We start from the raw sequence: 24,778 nt of genomic DNA on the forward strand, positions 1-24,778 counted from the left end.
CCCGGCCATGCAAGGCGACCGGATCAGAGTGTGATTCAGATTTCCAGCGGCTGAGGCTGCTGGGCAGTGTGGCTGTGTTCGGCTCCGGCATACACCTTGAGCTTCTTGAACATGGCCCGGCCCAGAGGATTCTTGGGCAACATGCCCTTCACCGCGATTTCGATGAGGCGCTCGGGAGCACGCTCACGAATCTGCCGTGCGCTGGCGGATTTCATATGGCCGACATAACCGGTATGCCGGTAGTACATCTTGTCGCTTTCCTTGTTACCGCTAAGGCGCACCTTGGAAGCATTGACGATCACGATGTAATCGCCGGTGTCCACATGCGGGGTATACACGGGCTTGTGCTTGCCACGCAGGCGACGAGCCACTTCGCTGGCGAGCCGGCCAAGGGTTTTGCCAGAGGCATCAACCACGTACCAGTCGCGGGTGACTTCAGCGGGCTTGGCGCTAAATGTCTTCATCATTTTGCGCGAGAACCCCCGTCTTTCAAGTCGGGGAGGGATGGTGCATCGTGCCCAGCACGATCACAGGCCCTGCTCGCGTCCTCCTGTATGGGTTTGGGTTAAAAGATACAGCCATAGCCATCAATCCGGACCGGGGGAACGGGGCACAATCCTGTGAACCACGCTCTGATCCCGCCCCAGCAGCAACCGTGCGCGTTCTTTCATTCGCCCCAGAAACAGACCCTTTCGTTGCTGGACGAGGGGGGTTGACCTGAATTCCAGGATGCGCATGAGCCACGGAAAGCGGGCAATGATAACGGGGAACCGGGCGGGTGACAAGGGGGATGTGGCCCAGGAATTCCGGCCAACCAATCACCCCCCTCTGACGGCCATGGCCAGACGGGCCACCGCCGCCCCCACCCCTTCCACTCCCTTGCGAACATCCTCATCCCGAAGTTCACCGCCATCGGTGAATGCCTGGCCCGCCTGCCCCACTCCCATCTGTTCGGGCACCACCAAAAACCCCAGATTGGCCAGATACTGACGGGTATGCTGCAGGGAACGCAGACCACCCAGACCGCCGGGAGAGGCGGCGGCAATGCCGGCGGGCTTGCCCCGCACATGGACCGTCCCCGGCTGACCGGAGCCATCGGGCAAGGGGCGGGAAACCCAGTCCAGGGCATTCTTGAGCAGGGGGGTGAAAAAACCGTTGTATTCGGGAGAGGTCAGCAACAGGCCGTCATGGTCCGCGAACAACTGCTGCAACCGGGCGGCATTGTCGGGCAATCCCTGGGCGTCTTCCAGATCGCCGTCGTAGATGGGCAACGGATACTCCCCCAGACTCACCACCCGGACCTCAGCCCCCGCCACCTCGGCCCCGCAGGCCATCACCGCCAGCACCTTGCCGTTGAGAGAGTCCCGGCGGGCACTGCCGGACAGAGCAAGCAGACATGGTTTGGACATGGACATTCTCCGTTATTGTGCACAAGGACAATTTCTGCACTATAGTGCCCCATCGCCCGGAAAAATCCCAAGACATGGCCAAAACCCTCAAACAGCTCTGGGCCATCCTCACCCCCCATGCCCGCCGGCGCTTTCTGACCGTGCTGCTGCTCGTGCTGGCCATGACCGCCATCGAAACCGCCGGGGTCATCTCCATCATGCCGTTTCTGGCGGTACTGGGTAACCCGGACCTGGTCACCGAACAGCCCCAACTGGCCGCCCTCTATCAATGGATGGGCTTTGACAGCCCCATCCAGTTCATCGTGGTCCTGGGCGCCGCCTCCGCCACCCTGGTCGGCCTGTCGGCCCTGTTCAAATCCTTCACCACCTACACCCTGTTCCGCTTTGCGCACCTGCAGCGCCACGACATCAGCACCCGGCTGTTGCAAACCTACCTGCAACAACCCTATGCCTGGTTCCTGGGCAGAAACAGTGCCGGACTCGCCAAGAGCATCCTCTCGGAAGTGGACCAACTGGGCAGTAACCTGCTGCTGCCGGTGATCCAGATGATCGCCCACGGCGCGGTCATCCTGGCCATGCTGTTGCTGTTGATCATTTACGATCCCCTCATGGCCCTGCTGGCCGCCGGCATCATTGGCAGCCTTTATCTTGCCATTTATCAAGGTGTGCGGGTGCGACTGGGCCGCATCGGCAGGGAGCGCCGGGAGGCCAACAGCGAGCGGTTCCAGACCGCCTCGGAAGCCCTGGGCGGCATCAAGGCCATCACCCTCACCCACAAGGCGGACACCTATGTGACGCGGTTCCGCCACCCTTCCCGCACCTACTCCCGCCATCTGGCCGCCAACGATACCCTGGGGCAGATCCCCGTGTATCTGGTGGAAGCCACCGGCTACGCGGGACTGGTGGCCCTGGTGCTGGTTCTGGTCTGGCGCGGCGACGACCTGGGCCAGATCCTGCCAGTGATCGGCCTGTATGGCTTTGCCGCCTACCGCATGCTGCCCGCCGCTCAAGGCGTCTACCGTGGCTTTGCCCGGCTGCGCTTCGGAGCCGCCGCCCTGGACCACATCCACCGGGATCTGCATCTGCCCCGGCGCCCCCACATCCCGGCCCCGGAACCCTGGATACCCCAACGGGACATTCGACTGGCCGGCGTGTCCTATGCCTATCCTGGCAGCGAAGATCGCCCGGTGCTCAAGGACATCGAGCTGCGGATTCCGGTCAATCACACCATCGGCATCATCGGCCCCACCGGTTCGGGTAAATCCACCCTGCTGGACCTGATTCTAGGCCTGCTGACACCCACCAGGGGGCAGGTACAGATTGATGACATTCCCCTGACCCCCGAACGCGCCCCGGCCTGGCACCGGTCCATCGGCTATGTCCCCCAGGAGATTTATCTGCTGGACAACACCGTGGCCGCCAACATTGCCCTGGGCCTGAGTCCGGAGGAGATTGACCCGGCGGCCCTGGAAGCCGCCGCCAAAGCGGCCCAGATCCATGACTTCATTGTCAACGAGTTGCCCCAGGGCTATCACACAACCGTGGGGGAGAGGGGCATTCGACTATCGGGAGGGCAGCGGCAGCGGATCGGGATTGCCCGGGCCTTGTACCATAATCCGCCGGTGCTGATCCTGGATGAAGCCACTTCGGCTCTGGATCAGAACACTGAATACGAAGTGATTTTTGCAATCAATCAAATGCACGGTAACCGAACCATCATTATGGTTGCACACCGATTGAGCACGATTAAAAGCTGTGACTTGCTTTATCTTTTGGATTATGGATCTGTAATTCATTATGGGACTTACAGTGAAGTCATAACAAGAAATCCATCTCTTGAAATGCCATAACCCTTACCTGCAGACCTATGAATCAATCTATTTTTAAACGAGTATTTGATCCGCCTCTGCGTCGTCTTCTCCAGCACGCAGGATATTCGGTTCGAAGACATCCTCAGCGTCCCGTTGATTTGCGAAGCGTCACTGATAACCCTGTTGCAGCAAAATATCTTGTTAATTGCTCCCCAGTGCTCCTGAATATACCAATCAATCGATGCCGGGGATTTGAAACTTTAAATTTTCAATTAGCGCCTAACATGAATCATCCTTTCGTTTTAACTGCATGCGCACTAATGAAAAATATAAAACTTAATTATTCCGAAAGTCCCTTGCGAATTTATTACGAACTATTCCAACCTAAAAATGCTTCAGAAGTTTTGTCAATCCCTAAAAAAAATTGTAAAAATTTTCAAAAAATAAAACCACTAGAAGCTGTAGAACCTTGGGACCGGGTTGATTCTCTGATTAGAAAAAATATACGTATCGAATTTATCAAGAAAGAAAACAAAAAAATGCAAAAATCTATTGATGCTAACCATGGAATTCAGTTTTGGGGATCGGTTTCTAATGAAAAGGGCGAAGTAGAAATTGCGCGACTTCGCGCTCTTTTATTAAGCATTAAAAAAAATGGATATCAGCGTCATGAAAAACCAGATGGAGATATAGTCGGGAGTATTATTGTAAGCGGATCGCGTTGGGCTGTCCGAACTTATAACGGACAACATCGTGCCGCAGTGCTTGCAGCACTAGGTTATGATCGAATCCCTATTCGCATCATGTTGAATGAAACGATAGGCATGGTACATCGTGAAGATTTTCAACAATGGCCTCATGTGCGCGATCAACTTTATACACCAGAACAAGCTTTAAGTGTGTTCGACAATATGCTTGAAGGAAATCCACCAGATGGGGCCAAGGAAGCAGCTAATCGTGCGGCTAAATGGTATCATAATAAAAAATTATGATAGATTATTTTTTACCAATCAGCAATATTATTAAAGACTGATTTCTCGCATGACTGCTTTTTCCGACCAGCCACTAGTATCAGTCATCATGCCGATGTTTAACGTCGAGCAATATATTTCGGAATCGGTACAATCTATACTGAATCAGACATTTGATTACTTAGAATTGATCATCATTGATGACGGATCAACTGACTCGTCCGCAGAAATAGTGCGCAAATTTTGCATTCAAGAAAAAAGGATTATTTTTATACAGCAAGAGAATCAAGGACAGAGCGCCGCAAGAAATTTTGGATTAAGCCTAGCTAATGGAAAGTATATTTACTTTATGGATAGCGATGATTTTCTTGATCTAAACGCTCTAAAAATGTTAGTGAGCTATGCTGAAAAAATGCAGCTTGATCTTGTTGCTTTCTCGGGAAAATCATTTACCAATGACAAGCTTTCTCTGGATCGTTTTCAACATTATTATAGACCACCCATTACAAAACCGGTAAATGGGGTTGATCTGTTTTTAATACTTTCCAGAAAGAACCAATTTATTGCATCACCCTGCCTTTATCTATTCCGTCGAGATTTAACAGAAACCACGGGTTTAGCATTTGACGTTGGATATATTCATGAAGATGAAGGCTTTACACCTCTGCTTTTTATTCTTGCCACCCGCGCTATTTCTCTCGATGAGCATTTTTTTTGGCGCAGAGTTAGAAATGATTCCACAATGACGACACCCTTATCTTATCGTAATGTCGAGGGCTTGATACAGGCGGCCTGCAAATTATCAATTGATGATAAATTTTTAATAAAATCAAGTTTTTTTAAATTAGTGCTGCTTAAAATAACACTTAAAAAAGCTCAGCGGCGACTTCTGCGCAATGCACGAAAGGTGGCAGAAACGATAGAGCGTCAAGTAAACTTCATTAGCAATATTAGAAAACGCTTCGGTATAAAAGCGCTGTTAAGTATTGATCCAGCAATGATACTTTATGTCTATGCAAATCCGCTGTATCGTTTACTTCGCTCAGTGAAGCAAAAACTGCATCTTAATGCAACTGATTCTCATTAATAAATGTAAACAATGCGCTTAACCGACCAACAACGCCATATCATTCGCGAAGCCGGTTTGCGTCATTTTGGCGTAGTCCCGCGTGTGTTTGGATCGCGGTTGAACGATACGCAACGAGGCGGAGATATCGATTTATTTATTCCCGGCCCTTGGCCTGCCGAAGAAGCCGTTCTCAGGCGGATGCGCTTTTGTGCTGAACTTCAGCGGGAACTGGGTGAGCAAAAAATTGATGTATTAGTGGAATTACCGACACCTTCAGCGATTCAAGAGCAGGCAAAAAAGATTAGTGAGCTGGTATAATAAATCTAATCGAATCATTCAATTCGGTTCCACACTCATAAAAAGCACCATCCGTCTGAATAATAAAAAATCATCGAATTAAAATCAAAAAATAGCTGAGAATTTTCCCATGACTCCCTTGGTTTCGGTGATCATACCCACTGCAAATCGCCCGCATTATCTGCCTCGTGCAGTTAAAAGTGCATTGGCCGGTATGCCACCTGGTGAAGTAGAAGTTATTGTGGTGCCGAATGGGCCGGATCAGTCGTGGCAAAAGTCACTGCAAGTCTTTGCGAATAATGCTGCTGTGCGGGTGATACCCATAACCCATGGTAACGCCAACGTAGCTCGCAATATTGGACTAATGAATGCGCGTGGAAATTACGTTCGTTTTCTGGATGACGACGATTATCTCTATCCCAACGCTGCTGTAGAGCAGTACAAAATATTAGAGAAATCCGATGCTGATGTGGTTTCAGGTAACGTGGATATAGTAGATGAAATGGGAATACGTTTAGATATTTGGATACAGCCAAATATTGAAGATTTTTGTGTTGCTATCCTTGGGCCATGGCGCGCATGTCTAACGACAGCGCACGTCTATCGAACTACGGCTGTCCGTAAGATAACCTGGGTGCCTTCGGTTACATTAAGACAGGATGTGCATTGGCTATTTGAGCTATGCACCGCAAGCGATTTAAAGTGGAAGCGACTAAGCGAATCAGTTGGCGCATGGGTTCAACACCCGAATGCCCGAGTGTCCCTTGCAAGTACTGGAGACTCAAGCGGCGGCTTAACTATTCCTGCTCGTTACCGGGATCGAGACAAAGCAACAGTGAAGATACTTCTTTCTACATATAGGCGTCTGGCCGAGCAAGACCGGCTTACACCTGCCCGGCAGGAGGCTGTAGCACTCGGCCTATGGGGCTGCGTGCATTCATCATTCTTTCTGAATCCAATCGATTGGACGCAGGTGGCAAAAACAGCGTTGGAAATCTATCCTGATTCACGTCCGATCCAGCCCATTTACGCATGGCCGGGCTTTCGGCATTTATCGCCAATTGCAATCCAATGGCTGCTGCTGCCAAAGCGATGGTTGGGCTATCGTATTCGCTACTTCAGGAAGCGGAATCGATTTTAGCCGAGGTTTCTGTTGCTTCTAAAATCTGTATCGGCATATTAATTTAATTTATCGCAGTGAGACGAGAGTCTAAAAAGCGGATCACAGTTTTGCGGTGTTCGCTGCTGGCTTCTTCTAGGCTTTGCACGCAGAGAAATCGGTATTTGCACTCTTCCGCATGTAGCTGTTTGAGCTTTCGGCAAATCGCATGGTGCGATTCACGATTAAAGCAAATCATTACTGCTTCGTGATCGGAAATCAGTTTTGCGTTATTGGTGCCGATTTCAAGATGGTGGGCTAGAAAGGTAGCAACAAACTGGCTGGCATCCCGAAAAGAATAGCGAATATTCTCAGCAAAATGATCGGGGTGATTTTTGAAGTAGTTAGCCAACGTTTCTCTATGCAGCGCATGAGGTGCATGAGGTGTCTTGTAGTATAGGTAGCGGGCGCCAGCAAGTTGTGCGGCCTTCATTTGCTGAAGCAAACTCATCGCGCGGTTGATACCAAAAAGAGTTTTTGCAAAATGATTTATAATTATACTAAGCTTGATCCGCATGGGGCCAAAGCGTTGTATTAATTTCCAACGCCCTCTTAACACGACACAATCCCCAAGAAAAAAATCTTCAGGCTGAACTGGCTGAATTAAAAAAAAATCATCATTTAAATATAAAAATCTTCTTGCTAGCCCTGGAATACGCCAAAGTGCGGTTTCGATCGTAATTGAATTGAATGTAGGTAGTACAGATTCATACCCTTGAAAGATTGTCTTATGATCAACAATCTTTACCCCCAAGCGTTTACGTGTGGCGGAATCAAGAAAAGCAGGACACTGCCCGTCAGTGACCAAGTGTATCGTTCGAATCCATGGTGCGAAACCACGCAGCAGCTTGATGCAGTACACGATCTCCCCATTATCCTTGAACCGGGTTGGATCACGCCCAGCCGCAATCGGCAAATTTTTTACTTTTTTTTCAGCATTTAAAGCCTCTAAGCGTTTGCGAAAATGCACTGGGTCTTCACCATCAACCCATGTTATCACTGCGTCGATTTCATGTTGTGTATTTTGGGGTTTTTTTATCTTCAATTTATACTATGCTCACTTTTAAAGTTGCAATATACTTTCTAAGTTCTAAGCCTCAATCAACATCAATCACCACCGCCCGCCCCCGCTTTGCATAAAGTGCCTGCAGCGCATCCCCAAGGGCCTGCCGGGCTGCCAGATCCCCATGTACCAAACGGATTCTTGACGGCCACCGCTTCATCTGGCGTACAAAGCGGACCAAATCCCGCTGATCGGCATGGCCGGAATAACCGCTCACGGTACGCACACCGGCGCGAATGGTATAGCGCTGGCCGTCCAGCATCACCCAGCCACCCCTGGGTCCATGTTTCTGGATATCATGCCCCGGCGTTCCCGCCGCCTGATAGCCCACGAACAGCACCTGATGCTGCTCGCTCTCCAGCATGGCCTTGAGATAATCGACGACCCGCCCCCCCGCCGCCATCCCGCTGGCAGCCAGCACCACGGCGGGACGCCCCGTTCGAGCCAGATATTCCACTGTCTGCAGATGCTCCTCGTGGCTCTCGACAGTATAGAGATTTTCGAATCCAAGGGGCCGCCTGCCAGCCTGCAGACGATTTTTGGCCTCGGCATTCCACCAGGGCTTGAGTTGGCGGTACACCTGGGTAAACCGGGCAGCCAGCGGTGAGTCCACAATAATCTCCAGATCCGCCCAAGGCGATTGGCCAGAATGGATCAGGTCTTCCAACTCGTACAGCAATTCCTGGGTGCGACCAATGCTGAAGGCGGGAATGATCACCGTGCCATTGTTTTTGAGCGCCTGGGCGATGGCTTCTCCCAGGGCCTGCTGGCGATTGGCCCGGTTGCCGTGCAGCCGATTTCCGTAAGTGGATTCCAGAATCAGCCAGTCTGCATGGTGGGGCGAACGGGGTGCCGGCAGCAGGGGGGTATCAGGAGCACCCAGATCCCCGGAAAACACAATCCGTTGTTCCCGGTTCCGACGCTTGTCCTGCCAGGCCACTTTGACATAGGCCGAGCCAAGAATATGCCCGGCCCGCTCCAGACGCACCCGCAGCAATAGATCAGACGTGTCCGCCACGGTATGCCATTGGCCGTAGCACAGTGGCTGCAACTGGCCTTGTACCTGCTGGAGAAACCGCTGAATGAGATTTTCGTCTCGGGTAAAACCTACCTTGAGGGCGTCTTCGATCACCAGGGGGAGCAACTGGGCACTGGGTGGGGAACATAGAATCGGTCCCCGATAGCCGGCGGCCAGGAGATAAGGCAGGCGCCCGATATGGTCGATATGCACATGGGTAACCACCAGCGCCCGGACTGTGCTGATGTCAAAATTCACTTCCAGTTGCTCGAAGGCATCGCTGCTGGCGTCTTCGCCCTGGAATAGTCCGCAATCTACGAGTAAAGAGTGGTTTTCGTCGGCTATCAATTGATGGCAGCTGCCGGTTACACCGGTGGCGCCACCATGAGAAATCAGGGTGGGATGGTGATCAAGTATGGACATGGCTTGTTTCCTGCTGCAGCGCCTTCACTTCAGCCAGGGACAGACCGGTGGTCTGGGCAATCTGATCGTCGGTGAGCACGCCCAGCTTGAGCAGGTTGATGGCCGTCAGGCGCTGCCCTTTCTGCAGGCCAATCTCTTCACCCTCCTGCCGACCCTTCTGCTCCCCCTCCCGCCGGGCTTCATTCAACAGTGACACTTCGTCACGCAGCGCCCGCTCACGCACAAACGCCAGCCGCTGGGCTTCCTCGTCGGCACTCAGTTCCCGGATGCGGCTCATGGCCCGCTTGACCGGCTCGTGCACAACCTTGGCCATGATGAATTCCTCCCGCCAATGCTTGAAAAAGGTGATCCAGGCATGCAACGGACCTTCCGGTACGCCAAGACGATCCGCCTTGTTCAGCCAAGGACAGACCAGAGGCTAATGTTCAACGATACAAACTGGCCAACTCAGGTGAAGCGTCAATATCCTGCCGGGAAGATGGGTCCACTCGCAGTGCCTTGTCCAGAGACTTGCGGGCTTTGTCCGGGCGATTGGCGCGGAGGTAGGCCCAGGCCAGATCGAAGTGCCCCGCCTTGTCCTTGGGGTGCCGGATGACCGCCTGCTCAAAGGCGGCGATGGCACCGGATATGTCGTCCTGATGGAGCTTTTCCCAACCCAGGGCGTTGTAGCCGTTGAACGTGTCGGGATCGGCCTTGAGCGCCGCCTCGATCAGGCTGATCCGCCGCTCAGGGGATTCCACCCGGTAGCTGGCCTGGATTAATTGCTGGGCCTTGGCATTGCGATACAGCCGATCCTCCACCTGGCTCTGCCATACCTGCAGTTCCCGGCGCAGGGCACGGACCCGGATGTACTCAATGTATCCCAGCAGGATTACACCCAGCGCCAGAATGGAAACCAGCAGGGCGAGTACGGCAAAGTAGTCTTGTATGTCCATACAGAAGGCACATGGCATCTGGTGTGGATTTGAGGTCTATGGTGGGGCAACTGCGGCGCTGGCTCAAGCCGTCCACTCCTCCAACATCGCTCCATACTGCTCGGCAATCACCCGCATTCAGCCAAAAGATGCCCACAAACCTCTCTCGTCTTTGCTCCAAATCGCTCCCACGCAAAACGGCTGGAAAATTCCCGGCAGCGTTCCGGCGTGATTTCTGTCTGGCTGTCAGATAAAAGATCAATGACCGTTTTTGAAAATGCAGCGTAATCCCCCGTCGGAACCAATCGACCCGATACCCCATCGGCAACTGCATCCGGGACGCCACCAGAAGCAAAAGCAACCGTGGGCAGGCCATGGGCAGCGGCTTCAATGGCAACCATGCCAAAACCTTCCACATCACCCGGCAAATTCAATACCGGGAAAATATGGAGAGCACTGGACCGATAGGCTTGCATGAGCATCTCTTCATCCACCTTGCCAAGAAACCGCAGATGTTTCCCCAGCCCCATATCTTCAGCCTCCCGCCGGATGGCTTCAAGCCGGTTGGCGCGTCTGGCGCCCAATGTCTCAGTGGCCTCCGCGCCAATGATCACCAGCAATACGTCTGGTCTGACAGAGACAATGGCGGGCAAGGCATGACGGACAAATTCCAGCAGTCCCTTGCGAGCCGTAAGCCGACCAACACTGAGCAATATGGTCCTGCCCACGGCATTGATGGACTGAAGGAATGCCGCCGTATCATATCGGGAAGTGACATCGGGCAAGGTGACCCCCGGATGCAATACCTTGATTCGCCGAGGATCAATGCCAACATTCCGAGCCAGTTGGGCAGTGTGGTGGCTATTGGTCAATGCCAGGTCCATGCGCTGAATACAGGGCAGGAAAAAGGCACGATAAAGCGGATGACTGGCAATCAAGTCCAGACCATGCAGGTAAACAGCAGTCCGGGCACTGCAGAGACGGCTGCCAAGCCAGACATGGGGCGCCGTGACACCACTGCCGGCTATCAGTAGATCAGGACGAAAATGGCGGGTATTGCTCAAGGTGGTGACCAAGCTCTCCAGCATGAAGCGATACAAGGGAGCGCTGGCAAAGGTTTTCAGAGCCTGGGTTCCGACCGGTGCACGTTGCTGACTGCCGTGGGGACCGCTGATGGCTACGGCAAATTCCTGAGCGAGTTCCTGGGCCAGATGCCAGTTCAGTCGCTCCATGCCACCGGTCAGTGGCGGTAGATTGCGGGTGACGAGCAGAATTTTCCGATTCACGATGACCTAATCGCCCCCATCCCGCGTATGCACCGTATCCTTATACATCAACTGGGTGATCTGCTCCGACACCAGTCCGATGAGGAACACGGTCACTGCCGAGGTGAGCATGAAGATGGTCCCTCCGGTCAGGCGGCCCATGCTGAGGAAGGTGTAGGCGTAATAGGTCAGGCCAAACAGCCCCTGGATGGCGGCGATGGGGACGAATATTTTCAGGGGCGAGTAAAGGGTGCCGATGCGGAAGATGATGAGCAGGAAACGCAATCCGTCCTGCAGGGGCTTGATGTGGCTCTTGCCCACCCGCCTGGCGGCCTGGATGGGGATGTAGCGCACCGGATACCCGGCCCGGAAGAAGGCCATGGTGATGGTGGTGGGATAGGAAAATCCATTGGGCAGCAGATAGAGAAATTCCCGAAATTTGTCCGCCCGTACCGCCCGAAATCCCGAGGTGAGGTCTTCCACCCGATGTCCGGTCATGTAACTGGCCAGCCGGTTGTAAAACCCGTTGGCCAGTCCTCGCCCCAGATTGGCCTGGGAGCCTTTCTGCCGGGCGCCCACCACCATGTCATAGCCGTCATCCAGGGCGGCAAGCAGATGGGGAATGTCGGCGGGATCATGCTGGCCATCGGCGTCCATGAATACGATCACGTCGCCGGCAGCGGCGCGGGCGCCGGATTTGATGGCGGCGCCGTTGCCCATGCCGTAGGGATGGCTGATGACCCGCGCCCCCGCCGCCTCGGCTCTGGCGGCGGTGTCGTCGCTGGAGCCGTCGTTGACCACGATGACCTGGGCCGTGGGCAGGGTTTGCAGGATGCCCTGTATCACCTGGGCAATCACCCCGCTCTCGTTCCTGGCGGGCAGGACTATGCTGATGCTGGTTTCCATGTTTTGCCTATACGGGCCGGGAGGCATGATATTTTGGCTTGATCATCAATGGATGACACAGACTCTCTCATGAGCCTACCTCCACACCCTGACTTAAACGCTCACGGTCAATACGCTCGGATTCACGAATAATCTGCTCGAACTCATCCAGCCTGTGCATCCATATTTCTCGTCCAAGCCTGGAATCTGGAGCGGATGTGCGTACCTCTTCCAGAAAATGATACACGCGATCATAATCACCTATATTAGCCATTAATCCCATGCCATAAAAGGCCACATCAATATTTGGTCTTGATCGAAAAGATGCTACAAAATAATCAACGGCTTGATCAAATCGGTTAATCTCAGAACTCACAAAAGCTTTGGCGAGGTATAGCATTGAACTGGTGCCAGAGCGCCTTTCATATATTGGGTTAGAAAGCAAGGCATCAATTAATGAGTATAAAACATTGAAATCACGCAACTCGCATAAAGGAGAATGGTTTTTTTCCTGAGAAATACGCAACAACTCAAAGGCAACTTGAGGATTGTATCTTGGCGTAGAACTTAAAACATTAAGAACATTTTGCAATGTTTCCGGGAAATCCATTTCACGATGAATACAATTGTCTGTAAGCTGAAAATTTAAAAGCGGTTCATCAGGATGGCGTTCAACGGCACGTTTAATCACATGATGAGCGCCAAAAAAATCATTTTGATCAAGATACCGATTTGCTAAAAATTGCGCCCCCCTGATTGAGTTGGGGTTATGATTCAGCCAAACCTCTCCATTAATATGCTTTTCATTCCATCCTGAGGTAACCTGCCACAACACCCCTGCGAAAACCAGGATATAACCTATTAATCCAATAAAGACTATTCTGCGAAATTTTTGTGGCACTGAAAATAAAAAGAAAACCAATGCAAAATACAATCCAAATGCGGGAATATAGTTTCTGTGGGCAAAATACATTTCCAGCCCAATAAAACTGGACTCAAGAATATGAGCAACCAGAAAAAATAGAACGCCGAATAAGAGGTAAGGTGCTTTTTTACGTAGCCATATTGAAATGCCAATCAATACAGGCCAGAACAAAGCAGCAAAAATGGTAGAGGGTGGATCAAACCAACCAGTAGACTGGGGCCAATGATCCATAAAAGGAGAAACTGCGATGGGTTTTGGAAACAGCAAGTAACGTAAATAATCCAGCAAGATCAGCGGCTGGGTCAATAGTCGCTCTTCGGGAGTAAAATAACGGCGAGGCCCATAGCTATTATCCAAAATTCCGGGTATACGCGATGCCAGATAAAAAAACAGCAATATTGCCGGCAAAATCATGAGGAATAATAAAATGCTGCGTGACACTCTATCACGCAAGTAGTATTCCTTGGGTATCCACAACCATAATATTATCAGTGCCAGCCATGGTAGCAGCGCACCATTTTCTTTTGAAAGAGCTGATAATAATGTTCCAAAACCAAGCCCGAAAAAAAGTAAAAGCCATCTCCATAGTCTATGTCTTTTATCAACCAGATGAGCCCAGACAAAAGCAGCCAAACCACACAGCAGAAACAAACCGGAAAGGCTGGTCATCCGCTGGATAATCATCAAATGAGTTGTTGCAAGAAATGGACTTAACCCCCATATAACAGCAACAGCAAGGCCAATCCACCAAGGCAACACATCATTTTTAGGGTAATAAAAGCGAGCAAGACCAGCAGCAAGAAAAAAGGCGCCGATAAAGGCGGAAAGATGAATGAAAATATTTACGCCCAGCATGAGTTCAGGGTGCCCATCCCAAGCATCTGCTTGGAAAGCAAACGTAGCCAATGCAATCGGACGCCCTAAAGGCCCTGCAATGCCAGAAGAAACAAATGAAAGCCCTGACCATAAATCCGAGATTAAAGACAGGCCAGATAGATTTGGCCAGTCATCAAAAAGAAAGTAGCCTGGCATGGCCAAGCTGTAAAAAAAAGCAATGCTAAAAAAAGATAAAACAAGAAAAAAAAATAGAGATAACCTAATCCCAACTAATCTCAAATTATTGTCCATAGCGTTTGACTTTTATTAATTCAAAAAAAAACCGCTTCAAAAGCGGTTTTAAATTTTTATTTTTTAATTTTTTAAAGATCAAGAAGTTACCTTCTGCATCCGGAAGGTATATATTTTTCACCAATAGTGCCAGGCTTGCAAACCCATCCTTGGATTTGTTCATTAACAATCACCGGAGAAATGAGCATTGTGTCACCACGAATTGCATTAGCAACGGGTGCATCATTTATAAATGTGACTGTAATCAAATCTCCAGTAACACTCACTTCAGAAACATATCGCCCCGCCAAACCGGCTCCACTGGCTGCACCACCACCACCTTGAGATTGAGCCACTGCTAAATCAGCACGAGTACCTGCGGTAACACTCAATGCCTCACCCGCCTGCGCCCGTGCGGTGTAATCCTGATACGCCGGCAACGCAATCGCCGCCAAAATCCCAATGATCGCCACCACGATCATCAGTTCAATCAAGGTAAAACCCGACTGTTTCTTCATCACGAAACCCTCATCTGGAATAAAATGAGCCACCACAGGATGACTCAAGGAAGCCACCTTCCTGATGCACAGGTCATGCCATCCAAACAGCGGGTTTTTCGCAGACAAACGGATCGTTTTTCCCGATAATCGGTACCCAAACGGACAAACATAAAGGCCGACAATTTTACTCGGCCTTGAAACAATGGCCGACCATTTTATATGGCCATTAAAGGGGGGACAGATGAACCGAAACATCACACTGGATACCGCCGAACGTCTCACCGGACTGAGCCGACGGACCCTGCGCCGGCGGCTGGCGGTGGATATGCCGCGCCAGGAACGATTAAGGCGAGTGGACAAGGGCTATATTCCCCTGCGCTGCCTGCGGGGGGATTTACCCGGTGACCTGGGGCCGGAGGATGAGCGAGTGATCGTACTGGCGGATCAGGGCTATGCCGAAGCCCAGCATCACGTGGCCTTGATGCTGATGGAAGCCGGATTTTCCGATCTGGCCATCTATTGGCTGGAACAGGCGGCAGCCCAGGATTACCCGGATGCCATGCACTGGCTGGGCCGGTGCCATGTGTCGGGAGAAGGCGTCGAGGAAGACGAAATTCGGGGACTGGACTGGCTGCGCCGGGCGGCGGCCAAAGGCCATATCATTTCCCAAAAACAACTGGAGGGCCTGAGTCCGATGTACGTATTCGGCCAGGACAGGCTTTAAATGGTGGGTCGTGTAGGATTCGAACCTACGACCAATGGATTAAAAGTCCACTGCTCTACCAGCTGAGCTAACGACCCATCGCCGGGAAGGAATTCCCCAAGGCTTTGGTTGGCCCCGGAAAGGGCAGGTATATTACCGGATTTTCCGGGGAGTGCAAGTTTTTTTTCGGAAGATGGCCGGCAGACTCAAAGCGCCTCCAGCTTTCTTAATCTGGCCGGCAACAGCCGCAGATCCACCAGGGCCGTGATGAATGCCTTGAGGAAGGTGGCCTCGGCTTCGTACAGCATCCGGTAGTACTGGATCTTCATGGTCAGGGCCGAACCCAGAACAATGGCGCCAAAGGTGATGAAACTGCCCAGGGCCAGGGTGGAAAGCCCCGTGACCCCCTGGCCTATGGTGCATCCCATCGCCAGAAATCCCCCAAAGGCCATCAGGACGGCGCCGATGACATGGTTGAAAAAGTCCCCCACCGAGGCAAACCATTCCACCCGGAAAGCACCGGAAATCATGGCCCAGAAGAAGGAACCCACGATGACCCCGGTCAGGGCAACCACGCCGATATACAGCAGGCTGCCGTCAAAACCACTGACCCCATAGCGCAGGGTCTGACCCATGGGGTTGATGAAGGTGAAGGATTGGGTGGACCAGGGGGCCGCTTCACCAGGACGCCCCTCGGGAGTATCGGCCAGAAAATCCCAGTCCTGCACATAGGCTTGCAGGGTATGTTGTTCGCCCATGCCGTCGTCGATCTGGGTGGTGCCGGTGATATACCAGGCCCCCACCACCACCAGACCCACCACCAGTCCCCCCAGCACATGGTCCAGATGGCGCCGGAATGCCGCCCGACGAAAAATCAGGAACAGGAGCACGGCGGCCATCAGCAGACCGATGATCAGCCGGGCCAGAGGCGCGTGTTGGTCGCCGGCCACCAGGGCGCCCAGGTCCTGAGCTGATCCCAACTGAATGCTCAGGGGGCTGATCCAGGGATGAAACAGCAGGGAATAAAGGGTGTGACTGGTGCCCGGAAAGGGATGGGTCATGGCATAGGCGATCAGGGCGATGATCAGCAGCACCAGGATGGATTTGAGGTTGCCACCACCGATGCGCACCAGGGTCTTGTTGCCGCAACCACTGGCCAGGGTCATGCCGATGCCGAACATCAGGCCCCCTAGCAGGTGACCCACCCAGGAGAGCTGGTCGGTGCGGTAATGGGGAAAGCTGCCGTCGGCATGAATGAGGCCGAAGGTTTCCAGCAGGATCACCCCCACCATGGCCACGACGATGGCCAGAAGCCAGGATTTCATACGCCCGGTGTCCCCCATGTTCACCCAGTCGGACACGGCGCCCATGGTGCAGAAGTTGGTTTTGTTGACCACGGCGCCGAAGATGAAGGCAAGGACAAAGATGGAGGCCAGCACGGCGGCGGCGGCGGTGGGAAAGTGCTCAAACAACATGACATGATCTCCTGGAGGCACGCCGGGGCGGCTGATGATCGGCGCCCATGCTCACGGCTGATAGCGGGTGACATCGGCAATGCCGGCGTCGGCAAAGCCCTTGGCCCGCAGGTGGCAGGCGTCGCAGGTGCCGCAGGCCCGGCCCTGGGAGTCGGCGCTGTAACAGGAGACGGTGCGGGAAAAATCCACCCCAGCCCCAATGCCCCGGCGGATGATTTCCGCCTTGGTCAGGTGGATGAGGGGGGTGCGGATGCGGATGCGGTCCCCTTCCACCCCGGCCTTGGTGGCCAGATTGGCCAGGGTTTCAAAGGCCTGGATGAATTCGGGACGGCAGTCCGGGTAGCCGGAATAGTCCACGGCGTTGACGCCGATGAACAGGTCTCTGGCCTGGAGCACTTCCGCCCAGGCCAGGGCCACGGCCAGAAAGACGGTGTTGCGGGCAGGGACGTAGGTGACGGGGATGCCCTCGGAGCGTTGATCTGGAACCTGGATGCTGTCATCGGTGAGGGCGGAGCCACCAAACAGGCCCAGATTCAGGTCCACAACCCGATGGTCCGCCGCGCCCAGGCTGTGGGCCAGTTCGGCGGCGGCGGCCAGTTCGGCACTGTGGCGCTGGCCGTAGCGGACGCTGAGACAGTGGCAGGCAAACCCTTCGGCACGGGCCAGGGCCAGGACGGTGGCTGAGTCCATGCCACCAGAGAGCAGGACGAGTGCGTTTTTCATGGATGCAAGTGTAGGAAAATGATGGGAAATGGGGGATGTGATCGGGGGTTTAGCGCCCTCGGGCGTCGTTCCAGAGCCATTTATGCAACTGGATCTGGAAACGAACCGGCAGGCGGTCGGCCAAAATCCATTCGGCCAGATCCCTGGGGGGCAGCCGGCCATGGACCGGAGAAAACAGAATTTCTGCTCGACGGGCCAAATCATGGGTGCGCACAATGCCGCTGGACCACAGGTAGTCGTCCCGGTTGCACAGCACAAATTTAACCTGGTCGTCCGGGGCCAGATGGTCCAGATTTTTCCAGCGGTTGCTGTGAATTTCCCCCGAGGAGGGGGTTTTGATGTCCATGACCTTGACCACCCTGGGGTCCACCGGGGCAATGTCCAGGGCGCCGCTGGTTTCCAGGGAAACCTGATGACCCCCATCACACAGGGCCGTCAGCAGGGACAGGCTGTTGGGCTGGGCCAGGGGTTCCCCGCCGGTGACACAGACATGGGGGACGCCGTAGGCCTTCACCTGATCCACAATGGCGTCCAGGGTGAGGGGAGTGCCGCCGGTGAAGGCATAGGCGGTATCACAGTAGCGACAGCGCAGGGGGCAGCCGGTCAGACGCACAAACACGGTGGGGCACCCCACGGTGCGGGATTCTCCCTGCAGGGACAGGAAGATTTCGCTGATCTGCAGGCCATCGCTCATGGCCGGCCTGCCTCGTCCATGCGGCGCAGGCGCTGTTCTGCCAGTCGGGCCACGGAGCTGCCGGGGTCTTGATCCCGCACCTGGGTCAAGACGCTGCGCGCCTGGGTCCATTGTTCCAGTTCATAGTGGGTAAATCCCTGTTTGAGCAGGGCATCCAACTGCTTGTTGCTGCCGGGGTAACGCTGGTTGACCCGTTTGAATTCTTCCAGGGCGCGGGGAAAATCCCGGGTGACGTAATAGGCTTCGGCAATCCAGTATTGGGCATTGGCCGCCAGCCGGCCATCGGGGAATTGTTCCAGAACCTGACGAAAGCCGGTCACTGCCTGCTGGTAACGCCCCTGACGGAGCTGGTCAAAGGCGGCCTGATAGATGGCCTGTTCCGAGGTGGAATCGGCAGGGGCAGCAGAGGTTGCCGGTGTCGCAGGGGGGGCCGGATCAGGCCGGGCGGGGGGCGCTGTCCCCGGTATGGGTGCCGGTGTGGCCGGCAATGAGGCTTGGCTGCGTTCCAGCCGTTCCAGGCGACTGTCCACATCCAGATATAATTCCCGCTGACGGTGACGCACCCCTTCAAATTCGTGGCGCAACTGTTCCGACTCTCCCCGCAGTTCCCGCACATCCTGGTCCATGGCATCCACCCGCTGCATCATTTCCATCAGGGCTTCTCCCTCCAGCAGCCGCTCCAGCCGTTCCAGCCGGGCTTCCAGTTGTTGCAGCCGCTCTTCCAGCGCCCCGCTCTGGGCGCGGCTCTGGGCCTGAACAGTGGCCCAGGGGGTGGCGATCAGGGCCGCCGTGATCAGCAGGGTGGTCAGCGATGGTTTCATCTTAGGTGGCCCTCATAGATCAGTTCCACCCGGCGGTTTTTCTGCCAGGCCTGCTCATTGCTGCCCTGGACGGCGGGCATTTCCTCGCCGTAGCTGATCACCTGAATCTGGCTGCTGGATGCCCCTTGCAGCATCAGCATCCGCCGCACTGACTGGGCGCGACGCTCCCCCAGGCCCAGGTTGTATTCCCGGGTGCCCCGTTCGTCGGTGTGACCTTCCAGACGCAGCCGAAGCTGGCTGTTGCGGGCAAGAAAGGCGCCGTGGGCGGCAATCACGTCTACAAATTCGGCACGGACGTCGTCCCGGTCAAAATCAAAGTAAATCACCTGACGGGATAACGGGCTGGCCGGATCGGACAGGGCGGAGGCCAGGGCTTCTGGACTGAGTTGACCATCCCGACCCAGGGGGGTGGTTTCCACACCCGGATAGCGATCCCCATGCATCCGTCCGTCACCGTAGGTGTCTTCTACCAGTACCGGGTCGGTGCTGGCGGTTTTGTCCACCGAGGCACAGGCGCCCAGGATGAACATTGAGATGATCAACAAAAGCAACAGGGAGACAGGAGGTACAGCATAGGGACTGCGCATTGGGGTGATCCTCGACATGGACTGAATTGGGTTGGAGCGTAGGGGATTCTGGCATAGCTATTGACGAAACGGCGACCAGGCCGGTTCCCGCACTTCCCCCTCCTGCAGCACCAGACGCTGATGCACCCGGCCATCGGCACTGACCGCGGCCAGGATGCCCCGCCCCCCCTCGGCAGTGGCGTAGATGATCATACTGCCGTTGGGGGCAAAGCTGGGGGATTCATCGGCACGGCCTTCGGTGAGCACCTGGAACAGGCGGGTCTGACGGTCGAGCAGGGCGATGCGAAAACGGCCATCGGCACCGTGGACCATGGCCAGCCGCCGACCATCGGGAGAGAGGCTGGCGCCGCCATTGTAACGCCCTTCGAAGGTCAGGCGCCGGGGCTGGCCTCCGGTGACGGAGACTTCGTAAAGCTGGGGTTGGCCGGCCCGGTCGGAGGTGAAAATCAGGGAACGGCCATCGGGCATCCAGACCGCCTCGGTGTCGATGGAGCGGCTGCGGGTGATCTGGGTGATGGTCCGGTCGGCCAGGTTCATGATATGGACATCCGGAGCGCCGCCCCTGGAGAGGGTCAGGGCCAGCCGCTGGCCGTCGGGGGACCAGGCCGGGGCGCTGTTGATGCCCTCAAAAGCCGCCAGCCGGGTGCGCTCGCCCCCGTCCACGTTTTGCACGAACACTTCGGAGCGGCCATTTTCAAACGAGACATAGGCAATCCGCTGGCCATCGGGGGACCAGGCCGGGGAGAGGATAGGATGGGGGGAGCGGAAGATGGTGCGGGGGTTGTGGCCATCGGCATCGGCCACCTGCAGGGCAAAGCGACGTTGCTCTCCCGGTCCTGTGACGCTCACATAGGCCACCCGGGTGTCAAAGGCACCCCGTTCCCCGGTGAGCCGTTCGTAGATGATATCGCTGATCATGTGGGCGGCCCGGCGCAGGTGGGCCCGTTCCACCGGGATGGTGTAGCCGGTGAGCTGGCGGTTGCCGGCCACATCAAACAACTGGAACTGGACGTTCAGGCGGTCACCGCTGTCGGGTTGCAGGCGACCGATGACCACGTAGTTGGTGCCCCGGTCCCGCCAGAGGGCAGCATCCGGGGTTTCATCCGGGGCCGGGCGCTGGGGCATGGCCTGCCGGTCTACCGGGGCAAAGCGGCCACTGCGGTGGAGATTGGCGTCGATGATGGCGGCCAGGTCTGCGGGTGCCTGATCGGCCCCCGTCCATGTAAAGGGTACGACGGCAATGGGCATGGCCCCTTCCACCCCCTGGGTGATGCGGATCTCCAGGGCGGCCTGAACCGTCAGCGGCAGACCAAGCAGCAACAGCAGCAGAATGTGTCGAATCTGGATCATCAAAATCTCTCATGGCCTGATTTATGCAGGCTCGAAAGTGAATCGAATCTCGCGGGCAAAGACTTCAGGACTGGGGGGGGCGGGTAATGGCTCGGCCAGTCGTACCGCCCGCTCCACCGAGTCGCAAAAGGCCCGGTCGCCCGTGCATTGTTCCACCCGAACTTCGTGCAGGTAACCCCCCGGTGCCTGACGAATATAGATCACGGCCCGATAGCCGGGCTGATGACCACTGGAACGAAGCCAGCGACTTTCCACCGCGCTGCGGATGGCGGCTTCGTAGGCGTTTTGCAGGCGCTCCAATTCATTCTGCTGGCGGCGCGCTGCTTCGGCTCGGCGCTGTTCCTCGGCTTGACGTTGCTGTTCGGCCTGGCGTTCGGCTTCCTGACGGCGCGCTGCTTCGGCCCGGCGCTGTTCTTCGGCTTGACGTTGCTGTTCGGCCTGCCGCTGGCGTTCGGCTTCCTGACGGCGCGCTTCTTCGGCCCGGCGTTGTTCTTCCGCCCGCCGCTGTTCCTCGGCCCGGCGCTGCTGTTCGGCCTGTCGCTGGCGTTCGGCTTCCTGTCGGCGTGCTTCTTCGGCCCGCCGTTGTTCTTCCGCCCGCCGCTGTTCCTCGGCCCGGCGTTGCTGTTCGGCCTGTCGCTGACGTTCGGCTTCCTGGCGGCGCGCTTCTTCGGCCCGGCGTTGTTCTTCCGCTCGCCGTTGTTCCTCGGCCCGGCGCTGCTGTTCGACCTGTCGCTGGCGTTCGGCTTCCTGTCGGCGCGCTTCTTCGGCCTGCCGCTGTTGTTCTGCCAGCCGTTGCTGTTCGATACGGTCAAAGGCGGTACCGTCCACGGCCACGGCGTCGATCACTTCCGGGGGCGCAACGGGGGGCGGGGTACCCGCTTCTCTGGGGGTGAGGTGGAGATTCACACCCAACAGCAGGAACAAGGCCAGATGGATGCCCAGGACAATCCCGAACAACCCGTAATGTCGGCGCAGCAAACCCCCCATGACATCAGCGGTCCCAGGCCGATGGATCGGGCGGGTCAGTGATCAGCCCGACCCGCTGGGCACCGGCGGACTGAACACTGACCATGGCGTCCACCACCCGGCCATAGTCCACAAACCGGTCACCCCGGACATAGACCTGGACATTCGGCTGTTGTCCCAGTAACCCCACCATGATCTCCCGCAGTTCCTCCTGGTTCAGGGGTACGCCGATCCGTGGCCCCTGATTCAGGCTCAGTTGGCCATCCCGGGTGACTGTGACCACGATGGCTTCCGGCTGGGTGGCGTCATCGGGCAAAGGCTGGGCATCGGCCTGGGGCAGGTCCACTTCCACCCCCTGCTGCAACAGGGGCGCGGTGACCATGAAGATGATCAATAGCACCAGCATGACGTCGATGAAGGGCACCACGTTGATCTGGGACATGGCGCGCCGACGTCGGGCGGCTGAACGGGAACGGCTCACGCTTCCACCCCGTCACGCCCCCCCACCTGGCGTTGCAGCAGGGTGGCCAGTTCTCCGGCAAAGTTGTCATAACGGGCCAGCAGGCGGTCGATGTCCGAGGAAAAGCTGTTGTAGGCAATCACTGCCGGGATGGCGGCAAACAGGCCCAGGGCGGTGGCGATCAGGGCCTCGGCAATGCCGGGGGCCACCATGGCCAGGGTGGCCTGCTGGGCGCCGGATAGCCCCATGAAGGCATGCATGATGCCCCAGACGGTGCCAAACAGACCGATATAGGGGCTGGTGGACCCCACGGTGGCCAGGGCGTTGAGGTAGGTTTCCAGTTCGTCTCCTTCTCGGGAAATGGCCACCTGCATGGCCCGTTCGGTGCCGCCGGCCACTAAAACACCCGCAGCCGGGTCGCGCAACTGGCGTCGGCCCTTGAGAAATTCCTTGAAACCGGCCACAAACACATGCTCCAGACCGGCAATATCCACCTTGCGGCGGGAGCGGTCGTAGAGTTGGGCCAGATCGGTCCCGGACCAGAACCGGACCTCGAAAGCGTCCGCCGTCCGCCGGGCCTCCCGCAGCACCCGCCATTTGATGACAATGATCATCCAGGAGAATACCGAGGCCAGCACCAGCACCAGCATCACCAGCTGAACGACGAGGCTGGCGTCCAGAATCAGGCGGTAAAGGGACAGATCGACGGTCACGGCGCGGCATCTCCGGCAGTCAGGGCGGCCACAATCGGATGGGGTATGGGGCGCGGGGCAAATGTCTCGGCATCAAGACAGGCTATCTTGACCTGTCCCCGGTTCAACAGTTCCGGGGTGTCATTTTCCCGCAGACAGTGGATGTCATGGCCGATGATCAAACTGGCCCGACGGACATCCAGACACCGGGCGCTCACTTGCAGTCGGTCATCAAGCCGGGCGGGGCGCAGGTAGTCCAGGGTGACGCTGCGCACGGCAAAAATCACCCCCTGGGTCTGGCGCAACCGGGTCTGACCGATACCCAGATGACGCAGCCATTCGGTGCGCGCCCGTTCCATGTATTTGAGATAGTTGGCATAGAACACCACACCGCCGGCATCGGTGTCCTCGTAATAGACCCGCACGGGCCAGGTAAATTCGTTAGGCATCATAAAAGCTCAGGCTGGGCGGCACGGGCTTCCAGGGCGCTGGGCACCCGCAGCCCGAAATGCCGGTAGGCGTTGCTGGTGGCCATGCGGCCACGGGGGGTACGCATGAGAAACCCCTGTTGAATCAGGTAGGGTTCGATCACATCTTCGATGGTGCCCCGTTCCTCCCCCAGGGCGGCGGCCAGACTGTCCAGTCCCACCGGGCCGCCGTCAAACTTTTCCATGACCGCCAGCAGCAGCCGCCGGTCCTGGGCATCAAATCCGTGGGCGTCCACGTCCAGCAGGTTCAGGGCGTTATCCGCCACCGGGGCGCTGATGATGCCATCGGCCTTGATTTGCGCATAGTCCCTGACCCGCCGCAGCAGACGATTGGCAATTCTGGGGGTACCACGGGCACGTCGGGCGATTTCCATGGCGCCGTCTTCGTCCAGTTCTGCCCCCAGGATGCGGGCGGAACGGCGCACAATGTAGGCCAGATCCTCGGTGTTATAAAACTCCAGACGTTGAACAATGCCAAAACGGTCCCGCAGAGGCGAGGTGAGCAGGCCGGCCCGGGTGGTGGCACCCACCAGGGTGAACGGTGGCAGGTCCAGTTTGATGGAGCGGGCCGCCGGGCCTTCGCCGATCATGATGTCCAGTTGAAAGTCTTCCAGGGCGGGGTAGAGCACTTCCTCCACCACCGGGGAGAGCCGGTGGATTTCGTCCACGAACAGCACATCATGGGGGTCCAGATTGGTGAGCAGGGCCGCCAGATCTCCTGGGCGTTCCAGTACCGGGCCGGAGGTCTGGCGCATGTTCACCCCCAGTTCCTGGGCGATGATGTGGGAAAGGGTGGTCTTGCCCAGTCCCGGCGGGCCAAAAATCAGTACATGGTCCAGGGCTTCGCCCCTGGCCCGGGCGGCGGAGATGAAAATTTCCATCTGTTCCCTGGCCACCGGTTGTCCCACATAGTCCGCCAGCCGCTGAGGCCGGATGGACCGTTCCAGGGTGTCGTCGTCGGGGATGGTGTCGGCACTGATGATGCGCTCGGCCATGGGCGATG

At 56.0% G+C, this 24,778-nt stretch carries 27 protein-coding genes and 1 tRNA gene; 6 read left to right on the top strand and 22 right to left on the bottom strand.

All coding sequences use genetic code 11. The annotated features are described in order from the left end of the window. Positions 1-35: 35 nt before the first annotated feature. Positions 36-464 (bottom strand): 50S ribosomal protein L13, encoded by a 429-nt coding sequence (rplM, locus tag BMX62_RS01005; protein WP_090203082.1) that lies wholly within the window; start codon positions 462-464, stop codon positions 36-38. 354 nt (positions 465-818) lie between these two features. Further along, on the bottom strand, positions 819-1,409 hold the full coding sequence (locus BMX62_RS01010; RefSeq protein ID WP_090202702.1) for an NADPH-dependent FMN reductase: 591 nt from the start codon (positions 1,407-1,409) through the stop codon (positions 819-821). Positions 1,410-1,483: 74 nt separating this feature from the next. Here BMX62_RS01010 and BMX62_RS01015 point away from each other — a divergent pair, with 74 nt between their 5' ends. The 5 genes from BMX62_RS01015 (at position 1,484) to BMX62_RS01030 (ending at position 6,698) form a co-directional block, all read left to right on the top strand. Further along, entirely contained in the window at positions 1,484-3,259 is a 1,776-nt protein-coding gene (locus BMX62_RS01015) for an ABC transporter ATP-binding protein (RefSeq protein WP_090202706.1), read from the top strand. A gap of 17 nt (positions 3,260-3,276) precedes the next feature. Continuing rightward, positions 3,277-4,212 (top strand): hypothetical protein, encoded by a 936-nt coding sequence (locus BMX62_RS12545; RefSeq protein ID WP_143339632.1) that lies wholly within the window; start codon positions 3,277-3,279, stop codon positions 4,210-4,212. Positions 4,213-4,261: 49 nt separating this feature from the next. After that, positions 4,262-5,278, top strand: a complete 1,017-nt coding sequence (locus tag BMX62_RS01020) for a glycosyltransferase family 2 protein (protein WP_090202709.1) — start codon at positions 4,262-4,264, stop codon at positions 5,276-5,278. A gap of 12 nt (positions 5,279-5,290) precedes the next feature. Then, positions 5,291-5,578 (top strand): nucleotidyltransferase domain-containing protein, encoded by a 288-nt coding sequence (locus tag BMX62_RS01025; RefSeq protein ID WP_090202712.1) that lies wholly within the window; start codon positions 5,291-5,293, stop codon positions 5,576-5,578. Positions 5,579-5,687: 109 nt separating this feature from the next. Then, entirely contained in the window at positions 5,688-6,698 is a 1,011-nt protein-coding gene (locus tag BMX62_RS01030) for a glycosyltransferase family 2 protein (protein ID WP_090202715.1), read from the top strand. A 43-nt stretch (positions 6,699-6,741) separates the two neighbouring features. Here the strand turns inward: BMX62_RS01030 and BMX62_RS01035 are convergent, their stop codons facing one another. From BMX62_RS01035 to BMX62_RS01065, 8 genes are all read right to left on the bottom strand, one after another. Further along, positions 6,742-7,761, bottom strand: a complete 1,020-nt coding sequence (locus tag BMX62_RS01035; RefSeq protein WP_090202718.1) for a Stealth CR1 domain-containing protein — start codon at positions 7,759-7,761, stop codon at positions 6,742-6,744. Between the two features lie 52 nt (positions 7,762-7,813). Then, on the bottom strand, positions 7,814-9,220 hold the full coding sequence (locus BMX62_RS01040; RefSeq protein WP_090202721.1) for an MBL fold metallo-hydrolase RNA specificity domain-containing protein: 1,407 nt from the start codon (positions 9,218-9,220) through the stop codon (positions 7,814-7,816). Continuing rightward, on the bottom strand, positions 9,207-9,533 hold the full coding sequence (locus tag BMX62_RS01045) for an RpnC/YadD family protein (protein ID WP_338011466.1): 327 nt from the start codon (positions 9,531-9,533) through the stop codon (positions 9,207-9,209). The genes BMX62_RS01040 and BMX62_RS01045 overlap by 14 nt, the downstream gene beginning before the upstream one ends. Positions 9,534-9,645: 112 nt before the next feature. Further along, on the bottom strand, positions 9,646-10,155 hold the full coding sequence (locus tag BMX62_RS01050) for a tetratricopeptide repeat protein (RefSeq protein WP_162273482.1): 510 nt from the start codon (positions 10,153-10,155) through the stop codon (positions 9,646-9,648). A 107-nt stretch (positions 10,156-10,262) separates the two neighbouring features. After that, positions 10,263-11,420: a glycosyltransferase family 4 protein gene (locus tag BMX62_RS01055; RefSeq protein ID WP_202906169.1), complete on the bottom strand. Its 1,158-nt coding sequence runs from the start codon at positions 11,418-11,420 to the stop codon at positions 10,263-10,265. Between the two features lie 6 nt (positions 11,421-11,426). After that, on the bottom strand, positions 11,427-12,305 hold the full coding sequence (locus BMX62_RS01060) for a glycosyltransferase family 2 protein (RefSeq protein WP_090202730.1): 879 nt from the start codon (positions 12,303-12,305) through the stop codon (positions 11,427-11,429). 67 nt (positions 12,306-12,372) lie between these two features. Further along, the gene (locus BMX62_RS12550) at positions 12,373-14,337 is read right to left on the bottom strand and encodes a tetratricopeptide repeat protein (RefSeq protein ID WP_143339633.1); all 1,965 of its coding nucleotides are present in this window, start codon (positions 14,335-14,337) and stop codon (positions 12,373-12,375) included. 86 nt (positions 14,338-14,423) lie between these two features. After that, positions 14,424-14,834, bottom strand: a complete 411-nt coding sequence (locus tag BMX62_RS01065) for a pilin (RefSeq protein WP_090203085.1) — start codon at positions 14,832-14,834, stop codon at positions 14,424-14,426. A gap of 223 nt (positions 14,835-15,057) precedes the next feature. Here BMX62_RS01065 and BMX62_RS01070 point away from each other — a divergent pair, with 223 nt between their 5' ends. Continuing rightward, a complete protein-coding gene (locus tag BMX62_RS01070) occupies positions 15,058-15,540 on the top strand; it encodes a tetratricopeptide repeat protein (protein WP_090202733.1) in 483 nt (160 codons plus the stop codon). Position 15,541: 1 nt separating this feature from the next. Here the strand turns inward: BMX62_RS01070 and BMX62_RS01075 are convergent. From BMX62_RS01075 to ruvB, 12 genes are all read right to left on the bottom strand, one after another. After that, positions 15,542-15,617 (bottom strand) — tRNA-Lys (locus tag BMX62_RS01075). Between the two features lie 108 nt (positions 15,618-15,725). Next, positions 15,726-16,994: a YeeE/YedE family protein gene (locus tag BMX62_RS01080; RefSeq protein ID WP_090202738.1), complete on the bottom strand. Its 1,269-nt coding sequence runs from the start codon at positions 16,992-16,994 to the stop codon at positions 15,726-15,728. Positions 16,995-17,045: 51 nt separating this feature from the next. Further along, positions 17,046-17,717 (bottom strand): 7-cyano-7-deazaguanine synthase QueC, encoded by a 672-nt coding sequence (gene queC / locus BMX62_RS01085; protein WP_090202741.1) that lies wholly within the window; start codon positions 17,715-17,717, stop codon positions 17,046-17,048. A gap of 49 nt (positions 17,718-17,766) precedes the next feature. Next, positions 17,767-18,411, bottom strand: a complete 645-nt coding sequence (queE, locus tag BMX62_RS01090; protein WP_090202744.1) for a 7-carboxy-7-deazaguanine synthase QueE — start codon at positions 18,409-18,411, stop codon at positions 17,767-17,769. After that, a complete protein-coding gene (ybgF, locus tag BMX62_RS01095) occupies positions 18,408-19,232 on the bottom strand; it encodes a tol-pal system protein YbgF (protein WP_238375792.1) in 825 nt (274 codons plus the stop codon). Before ybgF ends, queE begins: the two co-directional genes overlap by 4 nt. Next, positions 19,229-19,819, bottom strand: coding sequence for a peptidoglycan-associated lipoprotein Pal (gene pal / locus BMX62_RS01100; protein WP_090202747.1), 591 nt, complete (start codon positions 19,817-19,819; stop codon positions 19,229-19,231). The genes ybgF and pal overlap by 4 nt, the downstream gene beginning before the upstream one ends. 57 nt (positions 19,820-19,876) lie before the next feature. Beyond that, complete coding sequence (tolB, locus tag BMX62_RS01105) at positions 19,877-21,169, bottom strand: Tol-Pal system beta propeller repeat protein TolB (protein WP_090202752.1); 1,293 nt, start codon at positions 21,167-21,169, stop codon at positions 19,877-19,879. Between the two features lie 21 nt (positions 21,170-21,190). Then, positions 21,191-22,156 carry a cell envelope integrity protein TolA gene (tolA, locus tag BMX62_RS01110; protein WP_090202755.1) on the bottom strand — a complete coding sequence of 322 codons (966 nt, stop codon included), beginning with the start codon at positions 22,154-22,156 and terminating at the stop codon, positions 21,191-21,193. Between the two features lie 4 nt (positions 22,157-22,160). Beyond that, a complete protein-coding gene (gene tolR / locus BMX62_RS01115) occupies positions 22,161-22,616 on the bottom strand; it encodes a protein TolR (RefSeq protein ID WP_238375793.1) in 456 nt (151 codons plus the stop codon). After that, positions 22,613-23,308: a protein TolQ gene (tolQ, locus tag BMX62_RS12555; protein WP_143339634.1), complete on the bottom strand. Its 696-nt coding sequence runs from the start codon at positions 23,306-23,308 to the stop codon at positions 22,613-22,615. The genes tolR and tolQ overlap by 4 nt, the downstream gene beginning before the upstream one ends. Next, positions 23,305-23,739, bottom strand: a complete 435-nt coding sequence (gene ybgC / locus BMX62_RS12560; RefSeq protein ID WP_143339635.1) for a tol-pal system-associated acyl-CoA thioesterase — start codon at positions 23,737-23,739, stop codon at positions 23,305-23,307. The genes tolQ and ybgC overlap by 4 nt, the downstream gene beginning before the upstream one ends. Next, positions 23,736-24,770: a Holliday junction branch migration DNA helicase RuvB gene (gene ruvB / locus BMX62_RS01125; protein ID WP_090202761.1), complete on the bottom strand. Its 1,035-nt coding sequence runs from the start codon at positions 24,768-24,770 to the stop codon at positions 23,736-23,738. The genes ybgC and ruvB overlap by 4 nt, the downstream gene beginning before the upstream one ends. Positions 24,771-24,778: the final 8 nt, after the last annotated feature.

Origin of the sequence: Ectothiorhodospira magna (genome assembly GCF_900110965.1) — a bacterium.
GTDB lineage: Bacteria > Pseudomonadota > Gammaproteobacteria > Ectothiorhodospirales > Ectothiorhodospiraceae > Ectothiorhodospira > Ectothiorhodospira magna.